This window comes from Phycisphaeraceae bacterium (genome assembly GCA_019636795.1).
GTDB lineage: Bacteria > Planctomycetota > Phycisphaerae > Phycisphaerales > UBA1924 > JAHBWW01.
Window position 1 is genome coordinate 740,663 of record JAHBWW010000001.1, and the last position, 20,124, is coordinate 760,786.

Annotated in this window: 14 protein-coding genes; 3 read left to right on the top strand and 11 right to left on the bottom strand. The window is 62.0% G+C overall.

The genetic code is table 11. From position 1 onward, the window contains the following. Nucleotides 1-30 precede the first annotated feature (30 nt). The gene (locus KF757_03110; protein MBX3321961.1) at nucleotides 31-2,760 is read left to right on the top strand and encodes a sodium-translocating pyrophosphatase; all 2,730 of its coding nucleotides are present in this window, start codon (nucleotides 31-33) and stop codon (nucleotides 2,758-2,760) included. Nucleotides 2,761-2,868: 108 nt separating this feature from the next. Here KF757_03110 and KF757_03115 read toward each other — a convergent pair whose 3' ends face one another. From KF757_03115 to KF757_03155, 9 genes are all read right to left on the bottom strand, one after another. Then, the gene (locus KF757_03115) at nucleotides 2,869-3,348 is read right to left on the bottom strand and encodes a GNAT family N-acetyltransferase (protein MBX3321962.1); all 480 of its coding nucleotides are present in this window, start codon (nucleotides 3,346-3,348) and stop codon (nucleotides 2,869-2,871) included. A 46-nt stretch (nucleotides 3,349-3,394) separates the two neighbouring features. Next, entirely contained in the window at nucleotides 3,395-4,372 is a 978-nt protein-coding gene (locus KF757_03120) for an SDR family oxidoreductase (protein ID MBX3321963.1), read from the bottom strand. Beyond that, nucleotides 4,366-5,388 carry an ADP-glyceromanno-heptose 6-epimerase gene (gene rfaD, locus KF757_03125; GenBank protein ID MBX3321964.1) on the bottom strand — a complete coding sequence of 341 codons (1,023 nt, stop codon included), beginning with the start codon at nucleotides 5,386-5,388 and terminating at the stop codon, nucleotides 4,366-4,368. The genes KF757_03120 and rfaD overlap by 7 nt, the downstream gene beginning before the upstream one ends. Before the next feature lie 21 nt (nucleotides 5,389-5,409). Continuing rightward, on the bottom strand, nucleotides 5,410-6,078 hold the full coding sequence (locus KF757_03130; GenBank protein ID MBX3321965.1) for a LysM peptidoglycan-binding domain-containing protein: 669 nt from the start codon (nucleotides 6,076-6,078) through the stop codon (nucleotides 5,410-5,412). Nucleotides 6,079-6,130: 52 nt separating this feature from the next. Further along, nucleotides 6,131-9,658 (bottom strand): protein translocase subunit SecD, encoded by a 3,528-nt coding sequence (gene secD, locus KF757_03135; GenBank protein MBX3321966.1) that lies wholly within the window; start codon nucleotides 9,656-9,658, stop codon nucleotides 6,131-6,133. Between the two features lie 96 nt (nucleotides 9,659-9,754). Beyond that, a complete protein-coding gene (gene yajC / locus KF757_03140) occupies nucleotides 9,755-10,207 on the bottom strand; it encodes a preprotein translocase subunit YajC (GenBank protein ID MBX3321967.1) in 453 nt (150 codons plus the stop codon). A gap of 52 nt (nucleotides 10,208-10,259) precedes the next feature. Then, nucleotides 10,260-11,507: a queuine tRNA-ribosyltransferase gene (locus KF757_03145; protein MBX3321968.1), complete on the bottom strand. Its 1,248-nt coding sequence runs from the start codon at nucleotides 11,505-11,507 to the stop codon at nucleotides 10,260-10,262. A gap of 8 nt (nucleotides 11,508-11,515) precedes the next feature. Beyond that, a complete protein-coding gene (locus tag KF757_03150; GenBank protein ID MBX3321969.1) occupies nucleotides 11,516-12,631 on the bottom strand; it encodes a rhomboid family intramembrane serine protease in 1,116 nt (371 codons plus the stop codon). Between the two features lie 48 nt (nucleotides 12,632-12,679). Beyond that, entirely contained in the window at nucleotides 12,680-13,669 is a 990-nt protein-coding gene (locus KF757_03155) for a hypothetical protein (GenBank protein ID MBX3321970.1), read from the bottom strand. Nucleotides 13,670-13,954: 285 nt separating this feature from the next. On the opposite strand from KF757_03155, the gene KF757_03160 reads away from it, so the two are divergent. After that, entirely contained in the window at nucleotides 13,955-14,371 is a 417-nt protein-coding gene (locus tag KF757_03160; protein ID MBX3321971.1) for a hypothetical protein, read from the top strand. A gap of 52 nt (nucleotides 14,372-14,423) precedes the next feature. On the opposite strand, the gene KF757_03165 is transcribed toward KF757_03160, so the two are convergent. After that, nucleotides 14,424-15,434 (bottom strand): hypothetical protein, encoded by a 1,011-nt coding sequence (locus KF757_03165; GenBank protein ID MBX3321972.1) that lies wholly within the window; start codon nucleotides 15,432-15,434, stop codon nucleotides 14,424-14,426. 57 nt (nucleotides 15,435-15,491) lie between these two features. Next, nucleotides 15,492-16,973, bottom strand: a complete 1,482-nt coding sequence (locus KF757_03170; GenBank protein ID MBX3321973.1) for an NADP-dependent isocitrate dehydrogenase — start codon at nucleotides 16,971-16,973, stop codon at nucleotides 15,492-15,494. Nucleotides 16,974-17,147: 174 nt separating this feature from the next. On the opposite strand from KF757_03170, the gene KF757_03175 reads away from it, so the two are divergent. After that, on the top strand, nucleotides 17,148-19,697 hold the full coding sequence (locus tag KF757_03175; protein ID MBX3321974.1) for a glycoside hydrolase family 127 protein: 2,550 nt from the start codon (nucleotides 17,148-17,150) through the stop codon (nucleotides 19,695-19,697). The last annotated feature ends 427 nt before the right edge of the window (nucleotides 19,698-20,124 follow it).

The window sequence follows — 20,124 nt, forward strand, 5'->3', positions numbered from 1 at the left end:
GGGACAAATCAAGAGGAAGGATCGATGACGATGGTTTGCTCACTCATTCCGACGTTTGGATCGATCGCGGACATGCCACCGACGTTCTGGCTTGCGCCGGCGGGGGGCATTGCGGCTTTGATCATGGCATTCATGTTCTCGCGGACGGTGATGGGCCGGAGCGAGGGCGACGACGAGATGATCCGGATTGCGCAGGCGGTGCGTGACGGTGCGATGGCGTACCTGAAACGGCAGTACCGGGTTGTTGCGATCGTGTTTGTGCTGCTGGTCGCGTTCCTGGCGGGCATGTGGGCTCTGAAACTTCAGGATGGGCTGACGCTGATCGGCGTTCCGGTCGCGGGGCTGCTCTCGGGGTTGTGCGGGTGGTTCGGGATGAAGATGGCGACCAACGCCAGTGCCCGGACGGCGCACGCTGCCAAGACATCGCTCAATGACGGGCTGACGGTTGCGTTCCGATCGGGAGCGGTGATGGGTCTGGTGGTGGTGGGGTTTGCGATTCTGGACGTGAGTGCGTGGTTCTTCATTCTCAACGGTTTTACTGAGATGAGGATCGAGATCATCACGACCGTGATGCTTAGTTACGGGATGGGGGCTTCGACACAGGCGTTGTTTGCTCGCGTGGGCGGCGGCATTTATACCAAGGCTGCGGACGTGGGGGCGGACCTGGTGGGCAAGGTCGAGGCGGGTATTCCGGAAGACGACGCGCGCAACCCGGCGACGATCGCGGACAATGTCGGCGACAACGTGGGCGACGTGGCGGGCATGGGTGCGGACTTGTATGAGTCGTATTACGGTTCGATTCTGGCGACCATGGCACTTGGTGCTGCGGCTGCGATGAGCCTGTTCGGGATTACCGGGTCGGAATCGATGGGCCTTGGAATGGCGCTTGCTGCTGCCCCGCTCGGGCTTGCGGGCGTCGGGATCTTCTGCTCGATTCTTGGCGTGTTCACAGTGAAGGCGAAAGAGAACGCCTCGTTTGCTGAGCTGCTCAAGAGTCTGCACAAGGGCGTGTGGATTGCTTCGGCGCTGATCATCGTGGCTGCGGGCGCGCTGTTCTACTTCGTGCTGGGCAAGGCAGGGGCTGACGGTGGTGCGCTCGAAGGCATTACGACGTGGTGGCGCGTGTGGCTGGCGATTGTGGTCGGTCTGGTTGCGGGTAATGTGATCGCAGTGGCGACGGAGTATTACACGAGCTATGAGCACCGTCCGACGCAGCGGATTGCTGAGCAGGCACTGACCGGGCCGGCGACAGTGATTATCGCGGGCATTGCTGAAGGGATGAAGTCGACCTGGGCATCGCTGGTGACGGTGGTCGCGGCGATCATCGCGGCGTTCGTGCTGGCGGGCGGCAACGAGAGTTTCCTGATGGGTCTGTATGGCGTGGGCATTGCGGCGGTGGGCATGCTGAGCACGCTTGGCATCACGCTGGCGACGGATGCGTATGGCCCGATCGCGGACAACGCGGGCGGGAACGCCGAGATGACCAGTCAGCCCCCGCATGTGCGTGAGCGGACGGACATGCTCGACTCGCTGGGCAACACGACCGCAGCGACGGGCAAGGGCTTTGCGATTGGTTCTGCGGCCTTGACGGCTTTGGCGCTGTTCGCGGCGTACATCCAGATCGTTCAGACACAGATCACGACGCAATCGGTGGCGTTCATCGACAAGGGTTCGTATGTGGCTCCTGCGGGTGCGACCGACGGCTTGTTCGCGGTGTATGAAGGCTACGGCAAGTTTGCGGTGGTCTCGGAGAGCGGCGCAGGGCGTGAGGTGGACGGCGCGATGGTACTGGACATCAAGGGTGCTTCGCGTCGGCCGAACTTTGAGAAGGGCAAGACCTTCCCGATCGAACGTGATGGGCGCGATGCGTATCAGATCCACGGCACGGCGATGAACCTGGACGATCAAGTCGAAGCATGGACGATGCACCTTGCCTCGTCGCGAAATGGTTCGATCAAGGATGTGCTGAGGTTTTACGACGTGACGATTGCCAATCCGAGGCTGCTCGGCGGAATCTTCATCGGGGTGCTGCTGGCGTTCCTGTTCTGTGCCCTGACGATGAGTGCGGTGGGCCGTGCGGCGTATGCGATGATGGGCGAGTGCCGCAGGCAGTTTGGGAAGATGCGTGCTGCCTTCAGGGCCAAGGGCATGAGCGAAGAGCAGATCTCGAACCCCGAGGCCTGGCCCAAGCAGGTTGAGTTTGAGGGGCAGCAGTATCCGGACTATGCCCGTTGCGTGTCGATTTCGACAGCTGGTGCGCAGAAGGAAATGATCGTGCCGGCAGCGCTGGCGATCTTTGTGCCGATCGCGGTGGGTTTGGTCTTGAGCGTGCCGGGGGTGATGGGTCTGCTTGCGGGCGGGCTGACGAGCGGCTTTGCAGTGGCGGTGTTCATGGCCAACGCGGGCGGCGCGTGGGATAACGCGAAGAAGCTGCTTGAGTCGTACGGGCGCATCACGGCGGATCAGTTCCTCGAGCACGCGGAAATCAGGTCGAAGATTCCCGAGGCAGTGCGTGGGGCGGTTGCAGCGCGTGCGGCCGAGTACAAGGCAGCGGGTAACGGCTCGAAGTACGTCTATGGCAAGGGATCGGATGACCACAAGGCGACTGTTGTTGGTGACACGGTGGGCGATCCGTTCAAGGACACTTCGGGGCCTTCGCTCAACATCCTGATCAAATTGATCTCGATTGTGTCGGTGGTGTTTGCGGGGCTGATCGTGGCGTATGGGCCGGTGATCGGCGGGTTGATCGGGCTGACGTAAGCCGTCGATCGATATGACCAAAGTTCGCCATCGGGCCCGGAAGCACTCCGGGCCCGTTTTATTGTGCAGTGGGGCCTGAACCTGGTTGATGCGAGCCTCGAAGCAGGATCAGGATTGGGTTTCAGGTGCGATGCGTTTGTGGAAGCACGTGATGGAACAGACGGCGGTGAAGCCGAGCGCCTGGTGCGCGGCGATGCTCTGGGCATTGTCGATTTCCGAGTCCGAGGCGAACTCGGTGCATCCTTGCGAGACGGCCCAGCGTTCGGCCTCAATGAGCAGCGCGCGGCCTACGCCTCTGTGGTGCCATGCAGGCTCGACATACCAGCCCTCCAGATATGCGACCGGAGAGGAATGGCAACCTTCGGCATAGTCACGAAGCGAGACTTCAGCAAAACCGATGGGCTCGCTGCCGTTGTGTTCGCGTGCGACGAGAACCTGGTGGGGCAGGCCCTGGATGGTGCCAGAGTCAAAGTAGGTGCGTGTGAATGACTCGATATCATCCGTGAACCATGAGGGTCCCATGGCGCGGCGCATGCGGATCCAGGCGGGCTGATCGGCGACGGTGATGGGTGCGACGAGAAAGGTCATGACGATCTTGCGGCGTTGCGCCTGCGGGCAACGCACTGTCGGATGTTCAATAGTTGGGCGTTGGCGCGCGGAAGTCGTCGAAGCGAATGGACTTGAAGTAGTCGATGGTCCTGGCGAGCCCTTCATTGAGTTGGATCTTCGGCTCCCAGTTCAGGCGTGAGCGCGCCAGCGTGATATCGGGCTGACGCTGGCGTGGATCATCCGCGGGAAGGGCGAGGTGTTCGAGCGGGAGGTCTTCGCGGCCGGTGAGTTTGAGGATGAGTTGCGCGAGTTGGAGGATGGTGAATTCGTTGGGATTGCCGATGTTGACGGGTCCGGGGAAGTCGTCGGGGCCGTTCATCATGCGGATGAGGCCTTCGATCATGTCGTCAACATAGCAGAATGAACGGCTTTGTGATCCGTCGCCGAACATGGTGAGTTTGGAAGAGTGAAGTGCCTGACGGATGAAGTTTGAGACGACGCGGCCGTCGAACGGGTGCATGCGTGGGCCGTAGGTGTTGAAGATGCGCACGACGCGGATGTTGACGCGGTTGGCGCGGTGATAGTCGAAGAAGAGAGTTTCGGCGGCGCGCTTTCCTTCGTCGTAGCAGGCGCGTGGGCCGATGGGGTTGACATTGCCGCGATAGGACTCGGGCTGGGGATGAATATCGGGATCGCCATAGACCTCACTGGTGGATGCCTGGAGAACTTTGGCGCGACAGCGTTTGGCCATGCCGAGGATATTGATTGCGCCCATGACAGAGGTTTTCATGGTTTTGATGGGGTTGTATTGATAGTGCCCTGGTGCGGCGGGGCATGCGAGGTTGTAGATCTCGTCGACTTCGAGCCAGAGCGGGTGTGTGACGTCATGGCGGATGAGTTCGAAGTTTGAGTGATCGAGCAGGTGTTCAACGTTCGATTTCTGGCTTGTGAAGAAGTTGTCGAGGCAGATGACGTCGTGTCCCTGCTGCACGAGCCGGTCGCAGAGGTGCGAGCCGAGAAAACCCGCGCCGCCGGTCACGAGGATGCGTTTGAGACTCACGATGCGGCTCCATCATTCCATGTGTGCTGGTGTTCGGCGAGGTATTGGACATAGGAACGCATGGCTGCGAGAGGCTCGTGTGCGGGCGTCCATTGCAGGCCTCGGGAAGTTTCGGTCAGGTCCGCGCATGTGAAATCCTGATAGAACTGGCGGATGTGCGTGGGCATGTCGAAGTACTCGATCGTGCGACTGGCAGCGAGGGTTGCGAGGATGGCGCCAGCGATGTCGTTAAACGAAGTGGCGCGTCCGGAGCCGAGGTTGTAGACGCCGGGGATGGCGCGGGGCGCAGCGGCGGCGATGGTGCAATCGACGACATCATCGACGTAGATCTGATCGCGAGACTGCGAGCCATCGCGGAAGAGTCTTGGCGAGCCTCCGCGCAGGACTTGAATCGCGAGTTGGTGAACCATGCTGGCCATGCGACCCTTGCGATGTTCGCCGGGGCCGAAGACGTTGAAGTAGCGCAGACCGACGACATGCGGCTGCGAGCCGGACTCCTCGGCGACATCGGCGGCGATGCGTGCGTGCTCGAGTTCCATGAGCCATTTGCTGAAGCCGTAGACGTTGTTGGGTGAGCCGGCCAATGAGAGTGGGAAGGGTTTGTGGTTGTGTCGGGGCGAGCCGTAGGTCGCAGCGGAGGAGGCGTAGACGAGGGGAATGCGTGCGGCAGCGCAGGCCTGAATCATGTCGCCGAAGGACTCGGTGTTGTCGTGGATCATCTTCTTCTCGTCGGCGACTGTGGTGTCGGTAATGGCGGCGAGGTGGAAGACGGCGTTTGGCGCGAGGCCCTCGATCGCGGGCTGGAGGTTGAGGTCGGCAACGGCTTCTGCGAAGACTTCACCGGTGAACGGAGCAATGCCCTTGCGCTGGCATGCTTCGACGATGTTCGCGAACGAGCCGGAACGGAAGTCGTCGATGACCATGATGTGGGCGCCGGGCTCGCGGCGTAGGAGTTCGGCGACAAGATTTGAGCCTATGAAACCCGCGCCTCCGGTCACAATGTAGGTCGAAGTGCTCATGAAGCGTGATGGTAGGGTTGATCAGTCCGCAGCGGTCGGCTTGGGTGGAATGATCAGGGTCTGCCCAACTCGAAGATCATTCTTGTTGCGGAGGCGGTCGCGATTGGCAGCGAATATGAAGTCGATGAACTGTGGACTTGCGCTGCCATAGAACTGCTTTGCGATGCCCGAGAGGGTGTCGCCGGAACGAACGACGTATTCGATATTCTTTGGTGCTGCGGGTGTCTGCGTCGTGCGGTTGTCGGGGCGGCCCTGCGGATTTTCTGGATCGAGTGGGATCTTGATCTGGTCGCCAGGGATGAGGCGCGAGATGTCCTTGATCGGGTTGGCGCGCGCGATGGCGCGCCAGTGTTGAGTAGAGCCGAGTTCGCGAGCGGCGATGCGTTCGGCTGTGTCGTCTTTCTGCACGGTGTACCAGCGAAACGGGGGCTGACCGAAGTCGGGATCCTGTGGCGGGGTTTGGGGCTTGGGAGGTTCGGGGTTGACAGGCTCAGGCCGATCGGGCGAAGGTTGGATCGGAGTGAGCGAAGGGGTATCTGGGGAAACTTGTACACCTGTGTTCGTCAGAGGCTCGGGGAAGGTGACTCTGAGGTCGCGTTCTGAGCGGGGTTGCCAGATCCAGTACGTCACAATCCAGACGACGACGAGCAGCGTCAGTGCGAGAATGGTTCTGTTGCCTCGATGTTCCATGGCTCGCTCCCGTGGATGGTCGAGCGCTCAGTCAGCGGACTCGAACGGGGGGTCAGGTGCTGGGGTTGGACGGGCCTCCAGTTTTCTTCGACCAGACGAGCGGTGCAGCAACAGCGACGGTTGAATATGTTCCGACGATGATGCCGGTAAGCAGAGCGTATGAGAAGGCCCGCACGCCATCGCCCCCCCAGATGTACAGGATGATGACTGCCAGGAGGGTTGTGCCTGATGTGATTGCGGTTCGGCTCATGGTCTGATTGATGGAAAGATTGATGACGCTAGCCGACGCATAGGGGAGTTTTCCGCGGTTTTCGCGGATGCGGTCCATGATGATGATGGTGTCATTGAGCGAGTAGCCGATGATCGTGAGGATGGCGGCGACAAGAGTGAGGTCGATCTTGAACGGCGCGACACCAATGGACTGAGCGATGCTCGCAGTAGCGGGGTGGTCGTAGGCGATCTCGGCCAGGGCAATGAGCCCGATGACGACGAGGACGTCGTGCGTGAGGGCGACGACGGTTGACAGCGAGTAGCGGACCGAGCCGAAGCGCACCCAGATATAGATCAAGATCAGCAGGAAACTCATGAGGACCGAGACGATTGCGGTCTGCTTGAAGCGTTCGGCGATGACGGGACTGAAGGTCTGCACACTGGCAAGGGTTGTCACATCGCCTAGCGCGCTTCGAACCAGATCCCACTCGCGCTCGGCCAGCGCTACACGCCAGACATCTTCGTTGTCGAAGAAACTGAGATTCGAATCGCGAGCCAGAAGCACAAACGTCTCGACCGCGTCGGGACTGCCGCGAAGAATGATCAATCGCGTCTCGTGACGCAGAGAATCGGAGAAATCGGGCTTGGAGCGCATGGTGTCGATGCGGTCTGCCAGGCCATCAAGGGTGGGAAGACGCTCGACTCGAGAAGCATCGACATCGATCACAATGGCGACGCCACCGATGAACGGCGTAACGTTCTCGCGGTACTCGCTGCGTCGGATGTTCTCGCCCAATATTGGCGATAAGACTGAGTAGACTGGCGCGCCATCGATAGAATCGAACCGATCGCCAACGAACGCAACGGGCGAGCGGGTGTCAATTTCCTGTTCAAATGCGGAAATGATGGCACGGACCATCACGTCGATCGGAGATTGGACTTCATCCTGTCCGCGGGCACCGAGCGAAGTTGGCGCGGCGACGGCCTGATCATCGAGAAGAAACGCTTTGATCAGGAAGGTGTTGGAGGAGATTCCTCCCGCCTCGGGATTGACGGGGATGGCTTCGGCGAGGGTGAAGGCGCGAAGTGGATCGAGCGCGGCACGGTCCTGGCCGATGTTGCGAACCCGTTCGAGGACTTGCGCACGCTCCATGATGATCGGATTGCCCTGTTCATCGCTGCCGAAACGGAGTGTGACCTGCACGCCGCCTCGGAACTCCATGTCGAGCATCTTTTCGCCTTGGAAGACGACCATGGCGACGCCGATGCCGACGAAGATGGTCGAGATGACAATGGAGATATGCCGGAGGCCGACCCAGTTGATTTTCGGTTCAAGGACGCGGTCGATGACCGGGAAGGCCAGCGCGAGCATGCTCATGCGTTTGAGTTGGGCCACATCGGTGATGAAGGTCATCAGCATGCGGCTGATGAAGAGTGCGGAGAAGAGTGTGGTGCAGACGCCGATACCCAGAGTGATGGCAAACCCCCGGATTTCCTGGGTGCCGAGTTGCCCGAGCACGACGCAGACGATGAGGTTGGTGACGTTGCCGTCGACGATTGACGAGAGCGCTTTCTGATATCCGAGTCGAACGGCGGCTTTAAGATCCTTGCCGGCGCGGAGTTCTTCGCGGATGCGTTCAAAAATCAGCACGTTGGCGTCGACCGCCATGCCGAAGGTGAGGATGACGCCTGCGATGCCCGGGAGGCTGAAAGCGGCTTTGGCAAGTGACATGGCGGCGAGAATGAGCACTGCATTGCAGAGGAGCGCAAGCACCGCGATGAGGCCGTAGCCGAAGTAGTAGAAGACCATGAACGCGCTGACGATCACGAGCGCGATGAGGCCGGCCACGAGGCCCGCCCGAAGGTTGTCGAGCCCGAGTTCGGGGGCGATGGTGTTTTCGCTCAGAGGCTGACTGGAGAGCTTGGCCTGAAGCGAACCCGCATTGAGAACGCGGATGATGTACTCGCGTTCGGGCGTCGAAAAGTTGCCGGTGATCTGGCCGTTGCGTGTGATACGTCCTTGAATGTTGGGCGCGGTGTAGACCTCGTCATCAAGCAGCACGGCCATCTTGTTGCCGAGGTTGTTGCCTGTCAGGTCGCCCATCATGCGCGACCCGCGCGTGTTCATGCGGAACCCGATGGCGGGGCGGCCCGAAGAGTCGGCAGTGTTGAACGCCGCGGCGACCGACCAGTCAGGATCATCGGCTTGCGTCAGGCGCCGGTCCGATGTATCCCACGCCAGAACCCAGTACGCGCCGTCGTAGGGTTCGACGACAAGCTGCTGATTCCGGAAGAACGAACCCGGGTCGAGGTCGAGCATCTCGAGTTGCTGGATCGTGTCGATCCAGGCTTCGATGCGATTGATCTTGACCCAGCGTGCGTCGCGCGAGCGAACATTGAGCGGGCCTTTTTCGCGCAGTTCCTCGCGAAGGCGGAATTCTTCGGGGTGGGTGTTGGTTGTCCCGGAACCCTGCGGGTCCACGGTGATGCGGAAACTGAGCACACCAGCACCACGCAGCAGGCGGATCAGGTCCGATGGATCGTCGAGCGAAGTGCGGTTGCGGATATATGTATCGTGGGCTGCAAGTGCGTTGGTCAGATCGCTGCCCAGACGCTGTGCATGCAACTCCTGAAAGCGATCGAGTGCTCGCTTTCGGCTGCTGTCGAGCGAGCGGTACTCGTCGGTCGCAGCATCCTTGAGTATGAGTGGGCGATCGGACAGGTCAAGAATCCGGCGCAATTCGTCTCCCGAAGGCATCGATGAAATCGCTGCGTCGCGGGCTCGTGAGTAGCGAATCTCGGCTTCGGCAATTTCTTCGGCGAGTTGATCGAGCACCGAATCTGGCGCTCGCTGACTCTCTGCGAACTCGTATTGCGATCGCAGGGCCACCGCGCGATCGAGCGCCGCAGCAGCGTCATCAAGGACCTCGCGCAAGATGCCGGAGTCGCCTGCAACCTGAGTTATGCGAGCGGTGCGGCTCTCGACTGGTGAGCGCATGACGCGCTCGAAATCGGCGCGGTCGATGCTGCGCGCGTCGATGACGGCCAGCGCGTCTTCGTAGGCCTTCTTGATTTGCTTGACCCTTTCGCTCGGGAGGGGCATCGTGATCTCGATGCGATCCTGACCTTGCGCGATCATGGTGATGTCGAAGATGCCGTCGGGGTCGACGCGGTCCTTGAGGACGTCGATGACCTTGCTGATGGTCTCGCCCGCATCTTCGCCGGGGGCGATATCAATCGAGTAGACCAGCGTGGTTCCGCCTCGGAGATCTTTTCCGAGGCGAAGCTTGTCGGTCGGGGGATAGATACTCAGCGCGCACATGACGAGCACGATGAGGAGGAAGATGGACTTGGATCGAAGATTCTTCATGTTTTCGGTTCCCGATCGGTCGATGCGCAGGGAAGGGGATCTTTGGCGCGGGCAGAGGCCGGGGCGCGGTGTGCTGGCAGGTCTTTATGAGTCAGTTCAAGCCCGGATTTCGAGCGCGTCGGGCTTGGTTTCAGCCTCGGCACCGGCAGTTCGGCCCTTCTTGAGGACGGTCTGAATAGCGGTCCGGGCGACGCGGATGCGCGTGTTGGTGGCTTCGTCGGTGCGGATGATGATCTCCGTGTCGTCGATTTCCACGATGCTCCCGATGATTCCTCCGACGGTCTGAACCTTGTCGTGCCGGGCGAGCGAGTTCAGAAGTTCGGCCTTGCGTTTCTTTTCTTTCTTGCCCGACATCATCGTGGTGAAGATCATAAAAACGAAGAAAATAAGCAGGCCGAACATGATGATGTCCATCCCGCCGCCTCGACCGGCAGGTGCAGGGGTGCCTGCGGGGCTGCCGGGGACGAGTTCACTGGCGGCTGGCACATCGCCTCCGCCACCAATGACAGGGGGTTTGGACGCGAGGGTGACGATTTCATGCATGAACATCGAGAATTCCTTACAGCATGCGGGAGCGGGGTGCGCCCGGTTTGTTTGGTGTTCAGTTGGAATGAGAGGCTGAGTACGTCAGACCTTCAACGGCGACCGGCCAGCGCTGAGCAAAGTCGGACCATCCATCATGGCGGATCGCAAGCCGAATGTCCAACATCAGGCGCTGGAAGTGTCGCAGATTGTGCAGGGAAACGAGGATCGGCCCAAGCATTTCCCCGGACATGAACAAATGCCTGATATAGGCACGGGAGAACCCGGTTTCGTGCGCCGACTCCCATCCGAAGCCGATCGGGTCGCACGCGGGGCAATCGCACCCAGGTTCGATGACTCGCGGGTCGTCGGCACAGGCAGCGTTGCGAAGTCGAATCTGCCCTGTGGTGGTGAAGGCGTTTGCGTTGCGGCCGTTGCGCGTCGGGAGTACGCAATCGAACATGTCGATGCCCGAGCGAACCGCAGCGACAATGTCGCGTTCGTACCCGACGCCCATGAGATATCGGGGCTTGTTTTCGGGCATGAGCCGGGCGGTGTGCTGGGTGACCGCTGCAATGGCCTCGAACGCTTCGCCCACAGCCACGCCTCCGATGGCGTATCCGGGCAGGTCGATGTTGCAGACCTGCTGGACGCAGTGGGTGCGCTGATCCAGATCGGTACCGCCTTGGATGATGCCGAACAACGCCTGAGTGTTGGGATTGGCGTGCGCGGCCTTGCACCGATCAAGCCAGCGGACGGTGCGTTCGTTGGCGATTTGCAGGCGAGCAGTATGGTCGTAGGTGCGCGATCGCTTTGAATCGCGCGTGATGGCGTGGCGCAGGCGGGCCTGATTGAAGGGCGCGGCTGCGGGATCGACCGAGGGCGGGCAATCGTCGAACGCCATGATGATGTCGGCCCCGAGTTGGTTCTGGATCTCGATGGCGCGTTCGGGGGTGAGGCGGACGCTGCTGCCATCGACGATCGACTTGAAGGTCACGCCGTCGTCGTCAACAGCGTTGATGTCGGCCATCGAGTAGGCCTGATATCCGCCGGAGTCGGTGAGGATTGGGCCTTTGTAGTTCATGAAGCGGTGAACGCCTCCCATGCGCTCGATGAGCTGCGAGCCTGGGCGGAGCATGAGGTGGAAGGTGTTGTTGAGAATGACCTGGCCACCGATTCGTCGAATGAAATCGGGCAGGATGCCCTTGACCGAAGCGCGCGTGCCGACGGTCATGAATGCGGGGGTGTCGAAGTCACCGTGTGGTGTGGAGACTGTGCCGACGCGGGCAGCGGTGTGCGGGCATCGCGCGTGGATTTCGAATCTCAGCGGCGAGGTCAATGGCTTCGATCCTGGCGTTCGCTCTTGCTGTGCTCGGCTAAGCGCTTGCGTTCTTCGTCGCTCAGGCCGGCGATGCCGTCGCGACTGATCTTGTCGAGAATGGTGTCGATCTCGGCGTCGGATGCGTGCGTGCGCGCTCGGGAGGGTTTTGGGCTCTTGCGAGGCTTGGATGATCGGCGAAAGACCTCGAAGAAGTCGTTGAGCAGATATGCGCGGCGGATGAAGAAGTATCCGGCCAGCGCGCCGCCGACGTGGGCGGCTTCTCCGCCCTGGTTCTTGCTGCCGATCACGAGGTTCCAGACCGAGAGGGCGAAGAAGCCGTACACGAGATAGCGCATCTGAATGGGGATTGGCGGGAAGATGAGTTGAACGATGGTCTTGGGGGCGATGTACGCGCACGCCATGAGCACGCCGAAGACACCAGCCGAAGCGCCGACAAGCGATGTTGTGATCTGGACGTTGAGCGCCCCGGGCAGTCGCAGGCCCAGAACACCGGCAAGGTTGAGCACGAGGTAGAGCAAGCCGCCGAATATGCCACAGGTGAGATAGAAGGCGAGATAGCGTTTGCCGCCGAGTTGTTCTTCGACGATGCGGCCGAAGACCCACAACCCGAACATATTGAACAGAAGATGCATGAAACCCGCGTGGAGGAACTGGAATGTGACGAGGCGCCAGACTTCGAGCCGGGCAAATCCGGTGGCGGTGGAGAAGTGCCCGAAGCGTTCGAGGGGATCCATGACCTTGTAGTCGGCCTTGCCCACTGGCCTGATGGATCCATCGCTCGCAACATCGAACAGTGTGCGATACAGCAGTGTGCCCGAGGTGCGGCCGGGGTTGGTCGTGTTAGGCGGCGCCCAACTGACGAAGTAGTCCTGCGATTCTCTCAGCTGGGTGATAGTTGCCGGATCGACGGTCAGTTCGGTTTGAACGTGGACCGGATGTCCGAACGAGCCAAGCGCGAGTCGAATGATCGCCACGGCAATGTTGATCGCGATGAGCCAGGTGGTGAACGAGAACCCGCGAGCGCGGCGAGCAAGTGTTCCGCGCTCGCGCCCAGGCGCACCAGCTCCGGCGCGTTGATCGCGGACATAGTCGCGGTCATAGATGCCCATGAGAACCCTCGTTTTGGCGCGCCAACCCGGTGCGCGGCACGGGCGATGTTACCCATTCCGGCGGCGTCGCGTCTCATGTGCGAGCGTTTTACGCTCGCGGCGTGACAGGTTGCCCATGCCTTCGCGAGCGATCTTTTCGAGAATGCGCTCGACCTCGATCGCGTGCTGGCGCTCGCGCGCAATAAGTCTGGGGCTCGGCTCAGCAGGTTCAAAGTCATCCAAGTCGGTGGAATAGGCTGGTGCAAGCATGAGTTGGCGGCGTTCAAAAAAGCACGTCAGCCCTCCGAGTATGGCTAGGGCAAGGAGAAGGGTTTCGTTGGCAGCGATGCCGATGACGCCAAGGACACACGCCGCACCGATCCCGACATGTACGGTGATGTGCAGGCCGCGGCGGTGCCCGAGAGAACGCCAGAGAATCGCATGCAGCGTGCGTCCGGCATCCATGGGATACATCGGTACGAGCATGTTGAACGCCAGGAGCAGAGCGTTGGTGTAGTGCGCAGCGAAGAGGAGTTGACCTGTCAGGCCATGAGGAGCAGCCAGAAGCCACCCTTGCGATGGGGTGAACGGGTTGAAGAACACGGCTCCCCACGAACGGGTGAGGGCATAGAGCGCCAGCGCCAGAATCGGAAACAGGACAACATTGACCGCAGGGCCTCCGAGGGTCGTGATGAGGTCGGCTTTCCACCTTCGGGGCGGGCGGCAGAATGCCAATCCTCCCAGAGGCCAGAGCAGAATGTCGTCGGCCGAGCCACCGACCCATCGGCAGGCGAAGCAGTGGCCGTATTCGTGCAACAGCACGAGTAGAAACAGCGTGGCGAGAATCAGGGCGACGAGCGTGAAGTTCGACCCGCTTGCAGCTCCAATCAGTTTGACGGCGATGTAGACCAGAAAGAGGAGGTGGATGCGGACGCGAATACCCCAGGCGCGATAGATGGGCAGCGACCAGGTCAGGGGATTACCTGGCTCGGGGAAGAGGCGGCGGAGGAGCGGGGGCCGCGGTCCGCCACCGGTATCAAATCGAAGGTGGTCGCTCAATGCAAGAGTCTATCGGGCAGGCACGGCGGGCAGAAACACTTGAAGTCGGGTGGTTGGTAGGGCTGGCTGACCTGAACGGGGAGAATTCGCATTGCGGACTGAAAAAATCTCCCATTTTATTGGTCAGTTTGTAGCGGCGCTGTATTCCTTGGGTGGAAATGGAGCGCGGTCGGAGCCTATCCGCCCGTTGTGGGGAGCTAGAGGATGTTTCGACGTGGGCTGATCGTGATCGTGGGTCTTTCTGCCGCTGCATCGGCGGGGGTAGTTTCGCCTCGTGATGTTAGGGTGAATGCACGTTCATTCAAGACTCTGACCGCCGAGCGTCAGACGGAAATCCTGCGAGCCGTGGAGTCGGGCAGCACCGGAATCGGGTATCAGGACCGCCTTTGTGTGCACCGGGAGAATGTGCGGAGCAGTTCGTGGGTTGGGATGCTTGCTGACCTTGGGGTTGGTGAGCTTGGGGTGCTGACTCCGGATGGAAGCGACCATCCGAACGCAGTGCTTGCGGTCCGCGATCTGTTGACCACATTTGAGGCAGACACGGGGTTGCGGATTGCGGAGTTGGTGTTCGATTCGAACCTGGATGTGGGGAATCTGCTGCTTGATGGCTCGAGGCTCGATGTGTTTGATGCGTCGAGTTGGGGCTGGCAGGCGCAGCGATCGAACCCGCGAGACGCCGGGCTTGCATCGCGCAAGTATTAGTAACGCTGAAGTCAGGTGGACTCGATGAGCGATCGGGCGAGATGAGTGCAAATCACTCAGATTGTCTGTCTACGACTTTTTTGCGTTCGATGAGCAGGTCGTGGATGACGGGTTCGATGCGTTGCTTGGACCAGCGGCGATCGAAGTCGACCATGTCTTCGGGCTGATCGTTCCAGATGGCGATGCCGTGGACATCCTTGCGGAGGAAGAACTCTCGCCACGAGGCTTCGAGGGCTTCTTTGGTCATGAGTGTTTCGCGGGGCTTGCCTGCGAGATCGGCGCGAACGGTGACAATGAGAGGTTTGTTCATGCGGCGGGCGAACTCGGCGGCGCGCTCGAGGTGGCGATCGCCCTGCGTGCGTCCGGCGGCGGAGATGGGGTTGGTGGCATCGCGTTCGCGGCCGTGGTAGACAGTGACACTGATGGCCGAGGCGAGTTGCATGAACTCCTGGCGTGCGTGCCAGTCGTAGTACTCGTCTTCGGTTGAGAAGCGTGCTGGAACTGTGGCACGCTCGAAGCGGTGTGGCTGAAAGTACCAGAACCAGTTGGCGAAGTGCTTTGAGGCGATGCGTGCGGTCTGGTTGTACCACGCGAGGGTCTGTTCGCTTTCGTATGGCATGAAGGCTTCGGCGTCGAGCATGACGATGCCGGGCAGGCCTGAGATGCGAGTGTCGGCGATGCGTTTTTCAAAGACGCGAGCGCGTTCAGCGAGGTCTGCTTCGGCGATGACGCGGCCTCCGGCGCCCATGCGATCGCCTTCGGCGCGTCGTGGCATGCCCATGAACGCTGTGGTGATCCAGTAGCCGCGCTGAGCGAGGTTGGGGTCGATGACTTTCTGCGAGCGAAGCGGGTCGATGCCGCTGGCGTGGAGGTCCCAGACCTGGAAGGTGGTGGAGCGTTCGTTGCGCGATGGCGCATCGGGGTCGGTGCGGGAGGGGAGTTGCGTGTCGTCGGTGCGGTCGCGTGGGGCGGGTTCGAGCGTGGCACAGGCGGTGAGCGCGAACAGAGCGGCGGCGCCTGCGGTGATCGCGCGACGGGCGCGGCGGGGAATGCGACTGGTCATACCAGCAATCTACACCGTCCGGGCTGCCGAGTCGAGTCAAAAGGGGTCAATGGGCGTTTACTGGCCCTGGGCGCGGGAGAAACCGGGCTTGCCGTCGAACATCTTGAGCGGTTGAAAGTCGGTGACTTCGAATTTTTCGGCCACCTTGGTGAGCAGGTGGATGGTGGGCATCTGCCCGATCTGTCCGAGCATGACGGCGGGATCGCGGAGTTCGAAGCGGACGCGGTAGTAATCGACGACTTCGGTGTAGGGGCTGCCGCTGGGCCAGACCTGGGTGCCGCGGTTGGAGATCATGGTGAGTTTGAAGGCGGTGCCTTGTGCGATGCGTTCGAGGCGCTGGGCGAGTTCGAGGGGGGTGATGGTGGTGCCGACGTAGATGTCGCAGCCGCAGTGTGTGCTGTGGACGGTCTCGAAGGTGCGCATGAGTTTGTTGACGTGCGGGCGGACGGGCGGCGTGTGTGTTGGGGTTGCGGCGGTAGGGACGGGGCGTGCTTCCTTGCCTTTGGGTGTGGTGCCGAGGCGGTCGATGATGGCGCCAGCGAAGGCGTCGGTGCCGACGGGCTCACCCTTGCCTTTGACATCGCCGGTGTGGATGCCGGCTTCGAGGGCTGCCAGGAGTGCGTTTTCGATGGTTGCGGCCTGCTTGAGCATGCCGAGGTGTCGCAGGAGCATGAGCCCGCTGAGGAGGAGGCTTGTGGGGTTGGCCACGCCCTTGCCGGCGATGTCGGGGGCGGTGCCGTGGACGGCTTCGAAGATGGAGATGTGGTCGCCGATGTTGGCGCTGGGCGCGAATCCGAGCCCGCCGACGAGCCCTGCGGCCAGATCGCTGACGATGTCACCCTGGAGGTTGGGCAGGACGATCATGCGATAGTCCTGTGGCTTGAGCACGAGGTTCATGCAGAGGGCGTCGATGATGATGTCGGCGATTTCGATGGCGGGGTAGTGCTGGGCTTCGGCGACGAAGCGTTCGAGGAACAGGCCATCGGTCATCTTCATGATGTTGGCCTTGTGAGCGCAGTGGACCTTGGTGATGCCGAGGCTTGCGGCGGTCTGGAAGGCGAAGTGATGGACCTGATCGCAGCCGGGAGCGGAGATGAGGCGCTTGCACTCGATGACGTCGTTGGTGAGGCGGTGCTCGATGCCGCCGTAGGTGTCTTCGATGTTTTCGCGGACGATGTACATGTCGACGGGGACGCCGGCGCGGCTGAAGACGGTGTCAACGCCGGGGAGGGACTGGAAGTGTCGCAGGTTGGCAAAGGCGCCGAAGGTTTTGCGGAGGGTGACGTTGATGGACTTTCCGCCGCCGCCGATGGGGGTGCCCATGGGGCCTTTGTAGACCAGGCCGGTGCGTTCGATGGTTTCGACGGCTTCGTCGGTGATGCCGCGCGGGTCGCCGGCGGCGAAGACGCGCTGGCCCATGTCGACGGGGACGAAGTCGAGGTGAGCCGTGACGTCGGCCTCGGCGAAGATGCGGATGCAGGCGTCCATGATTTCGGGTCCGATGCCGTCACCGGGTGCGAGTGCGATCTGAACGCCCATTGCGGAAACTCCTGCGTTGGTGTGAACATGGCGGTTGGGAGCAACGATAGGGGGATCGGCCAAGGGGGGTCTGCGGCTGGAGTTTGGCGTGCTTCGAGCGGGCGAAGTCCTCAATCGTTATGGAAGTTGTGGGGCGCCTGCGGAGCGAGCCGGGGTTTTCGCTAGGATGGCGGGATGAAGAGTGCAACAACGATGATCGTGATGGCAGCGAGCGGGGCGGTTCTGGCCTTGCCAGCGTGGACGCAACCGGAGCAGTCGATGGCGCAGTATGTGACGAACCGTGAGCCGCTCGAACCTTCGCGGCTGGTCAAGCTTCCGATCGGGTCGATCGAGGTCGGGGGCTGGCTGGGGCATCAGATCCGGCTTCAGGCCGACGGGTTTCATGGGCGGCTTGGCGAGATCAGCCCCTTTGTGCAGAAGGAAGGCAACGCGTGGCTGGACCCGAAGGGGCGGGGCGATCGGGGCTGGGAAGAGGTGCCGTACTGGCTCAAGGGTTTTCTCAACGCGGCGTACGTGCTGCGCGATGAAGCGATGATCGCCGAGGCGCATGTGTGGATCGAAGGGGCGTTTGCCAGCCAGCAGGAGGATGGATGGTTCGGGCCTGATGAGGGGCGCACGGGTCTGGCGACGCGGCTGACGGGGCGCGATGATCTGTGGCCGAACATGATCATGCTGTTCTGCCTGATGGACTATCACGATTGGACTGGCGATGCGCGCGTGATCACGCTCATGCAGCGGTATTTCAGGTACCTCGAGCAGGTTCCCGATGACGCGTTCCTGATCGGCTACTGGCCCAAGATCCGGGCGGGGGATCAGTTGGCGGCGATTCACTGGCTCTACAACCGCACGGGCGAAGCGTGGCTTTTGGAGCTGGCTGCGCGGACGCACCAGCACACGGCGCGATGGGATGAGGGGGTCATTGACTGGCACAACGTGAACGTGGCCCAGGCGTTCCGCCAGCCGGCGCAGTGGTGGGTGCAGTCGCGCGACGCCAAGGACAAGGCCCAGGCCGACGCGAACTGGCGGTTCGTGCGCGAGCAGTACGGGCAGGTTCCGGGCGGGATGTTCGGGGCTGACGAGAACGCCAGGCCCGGGTTTGCCGATCCGCGCCAGTGCATCGAGACGTGCGGCATCGTCGAGGAGATGCTCAGCCACGAGATTCTGATCGCGATCACGGGCGACATGATCTGGGCCGATCGGTGCGAGGACGCGGCGTTCAACTCTCTCCCGGCTGCGTTCACGGCCGACATGGGCGCGCTGCGGTACCTGACGGCGCCGAACATGGCGGTGTCGGACGCTGAGAATCACGCGCCGGGGATTCAGAACGGCGGGCCGATGTTTCTGATGAGTCCTCATCGGCACCGCTGCTGCCAGCACAACGCGGGGCACGGCTGGCCGTACCTGGCCCAGCATTTGTGGTACGCCACGCCTGATGGGGGTCTGGCGGCGGTGTTCTACGCGGCTTCGACGGTGACGGCGAAGGTCGCGGGCGGCGCACGCGTAAAAATCGTGCAGGACACGGATTATCCGTTCGAGCAGGAGATTCGATTCACGGTTGAGGCGGTTGAGGGCGCGAATGAAGGCGCCAGCGAGGCGCGGTTCCCGCTGCTGCTGCGGATCCCCGGCTGGAATCCGGGCGGCGATGGCGGGGTGATGGTGCTGATCAATGGCGAGCGGGAGCCGGTGGCGGCACAGGCGGGCCATGCGGGGCTGGTGCGGCTCGAGCGCGTGTGGAAGGCGGGCGACAGTGTGCGGCTGATCCTGCCGATGGAGGTGCGTGTGCGGCGGTTTGCGGGGAACCACAACAGCGCGGCGATCGATCGCGGGCCGCTGACGTATGCACTCGAGATCGGCGAAGAGTATCGGCGGTTTGATGATGCGGGCGCGCAGAACAAGGAACTGGCCGAGGAGGCCAAACCCGCGCTCAACGAGCGCTGGCCCGCGTTTGAGATTCTGCCGACGACGGCGTGGAACATGGCTCTTGTACTCGAAGGGCCTGAAGCGCATTTTGCGATCCAGGAGAAGTCGGGGCGGCTGAACCCGAGCGCATCGCCGTGGACGCCGGCGTCGGTGCCGGTGGCGATCGAGGCGCTGGTCGATCCGGTCAGCGCGTGGACGCTGGATCGGCATGGGCTGGTCGCGCCGCTGCAGGACAGCCCGGTGGCCAGCGACGGCGAGCCTCGGCGGGCGCGGTTCATCCCGATGGGGGCGGCGCGGCTGCGTTTGAGCGCGCTGCCGGTGGCGGCGACGGCGGGCGAGGGCGTCGTGTGGTCCGAGCCGCGCGAGCAGGTGCGGCTGTACAAGGCGACGGCGTCGCACACGTATGGCTCGGATGATGTGGGGGCGATGGCCGACGGGCAGGGGGGAGCCGAGTCGGGCGATGCGGCCAGCGACATCACTGCCGAGCGGCACACGTTCTGGCCCCGGCGCGGGACGCTCGAATGGGTGCAGGCGGACTTTGATGACGTGCGCGAGATCCGCAGCGTGAGCATGTTCTGGTTCGATGACACGGGAACGGGCGAGTGCCGCGTGCCGGCCTCGTGGCGGGTGCTGACGCCCGAGGGCGATCAGTGGGTTGCGGTCGCGACCAGCGACGAGTTCGGCGTGCGGCGCGGGACGTTCAACACGGTGACGTTTGAACCGGTCAGGACCAGAACGGTGCGGGTCGAGATCCAGCTGCGCGAGGGGTATTCGGGCGGGGTGGTGGAGATGCAGATCGACTGAGCGGGGGCCGAGAATCGGCCAGCGGCGGCAGATGGTCGGCCAGCGGGGGCGGGGCGGCGATTTTCGGGAGCGGCGGGGGCGACAACGGCCCTGGCGGCTCTGGAAGGCCGATCGGGGGTGTTGGCGGGCCGCGAGAACACGCTGCGGACGTGCGGAAATGCACCAGACTCCTTCGGAAATGCTCCAAACTCCTTCGGAAATGCTCCGCACGCGAAGGATTCCAGAGCGCACGCGAAGGGAAATGCTCCTCCATCGAAGGGAAATGGAGCACACGCGAAGGATTTTAAAGCTCCAGCGAAGGGAAGTGCTCTTCAAGCGAAGGATTTCAGAGCTCCAGCGAGGGGTTTTATCGTGTCATCGAAGGGTTTTGTCGTGTCATCGAAGGATTGTGTCGTGTCATTGAAGGATTGTGTCGTGTCATCGAGGG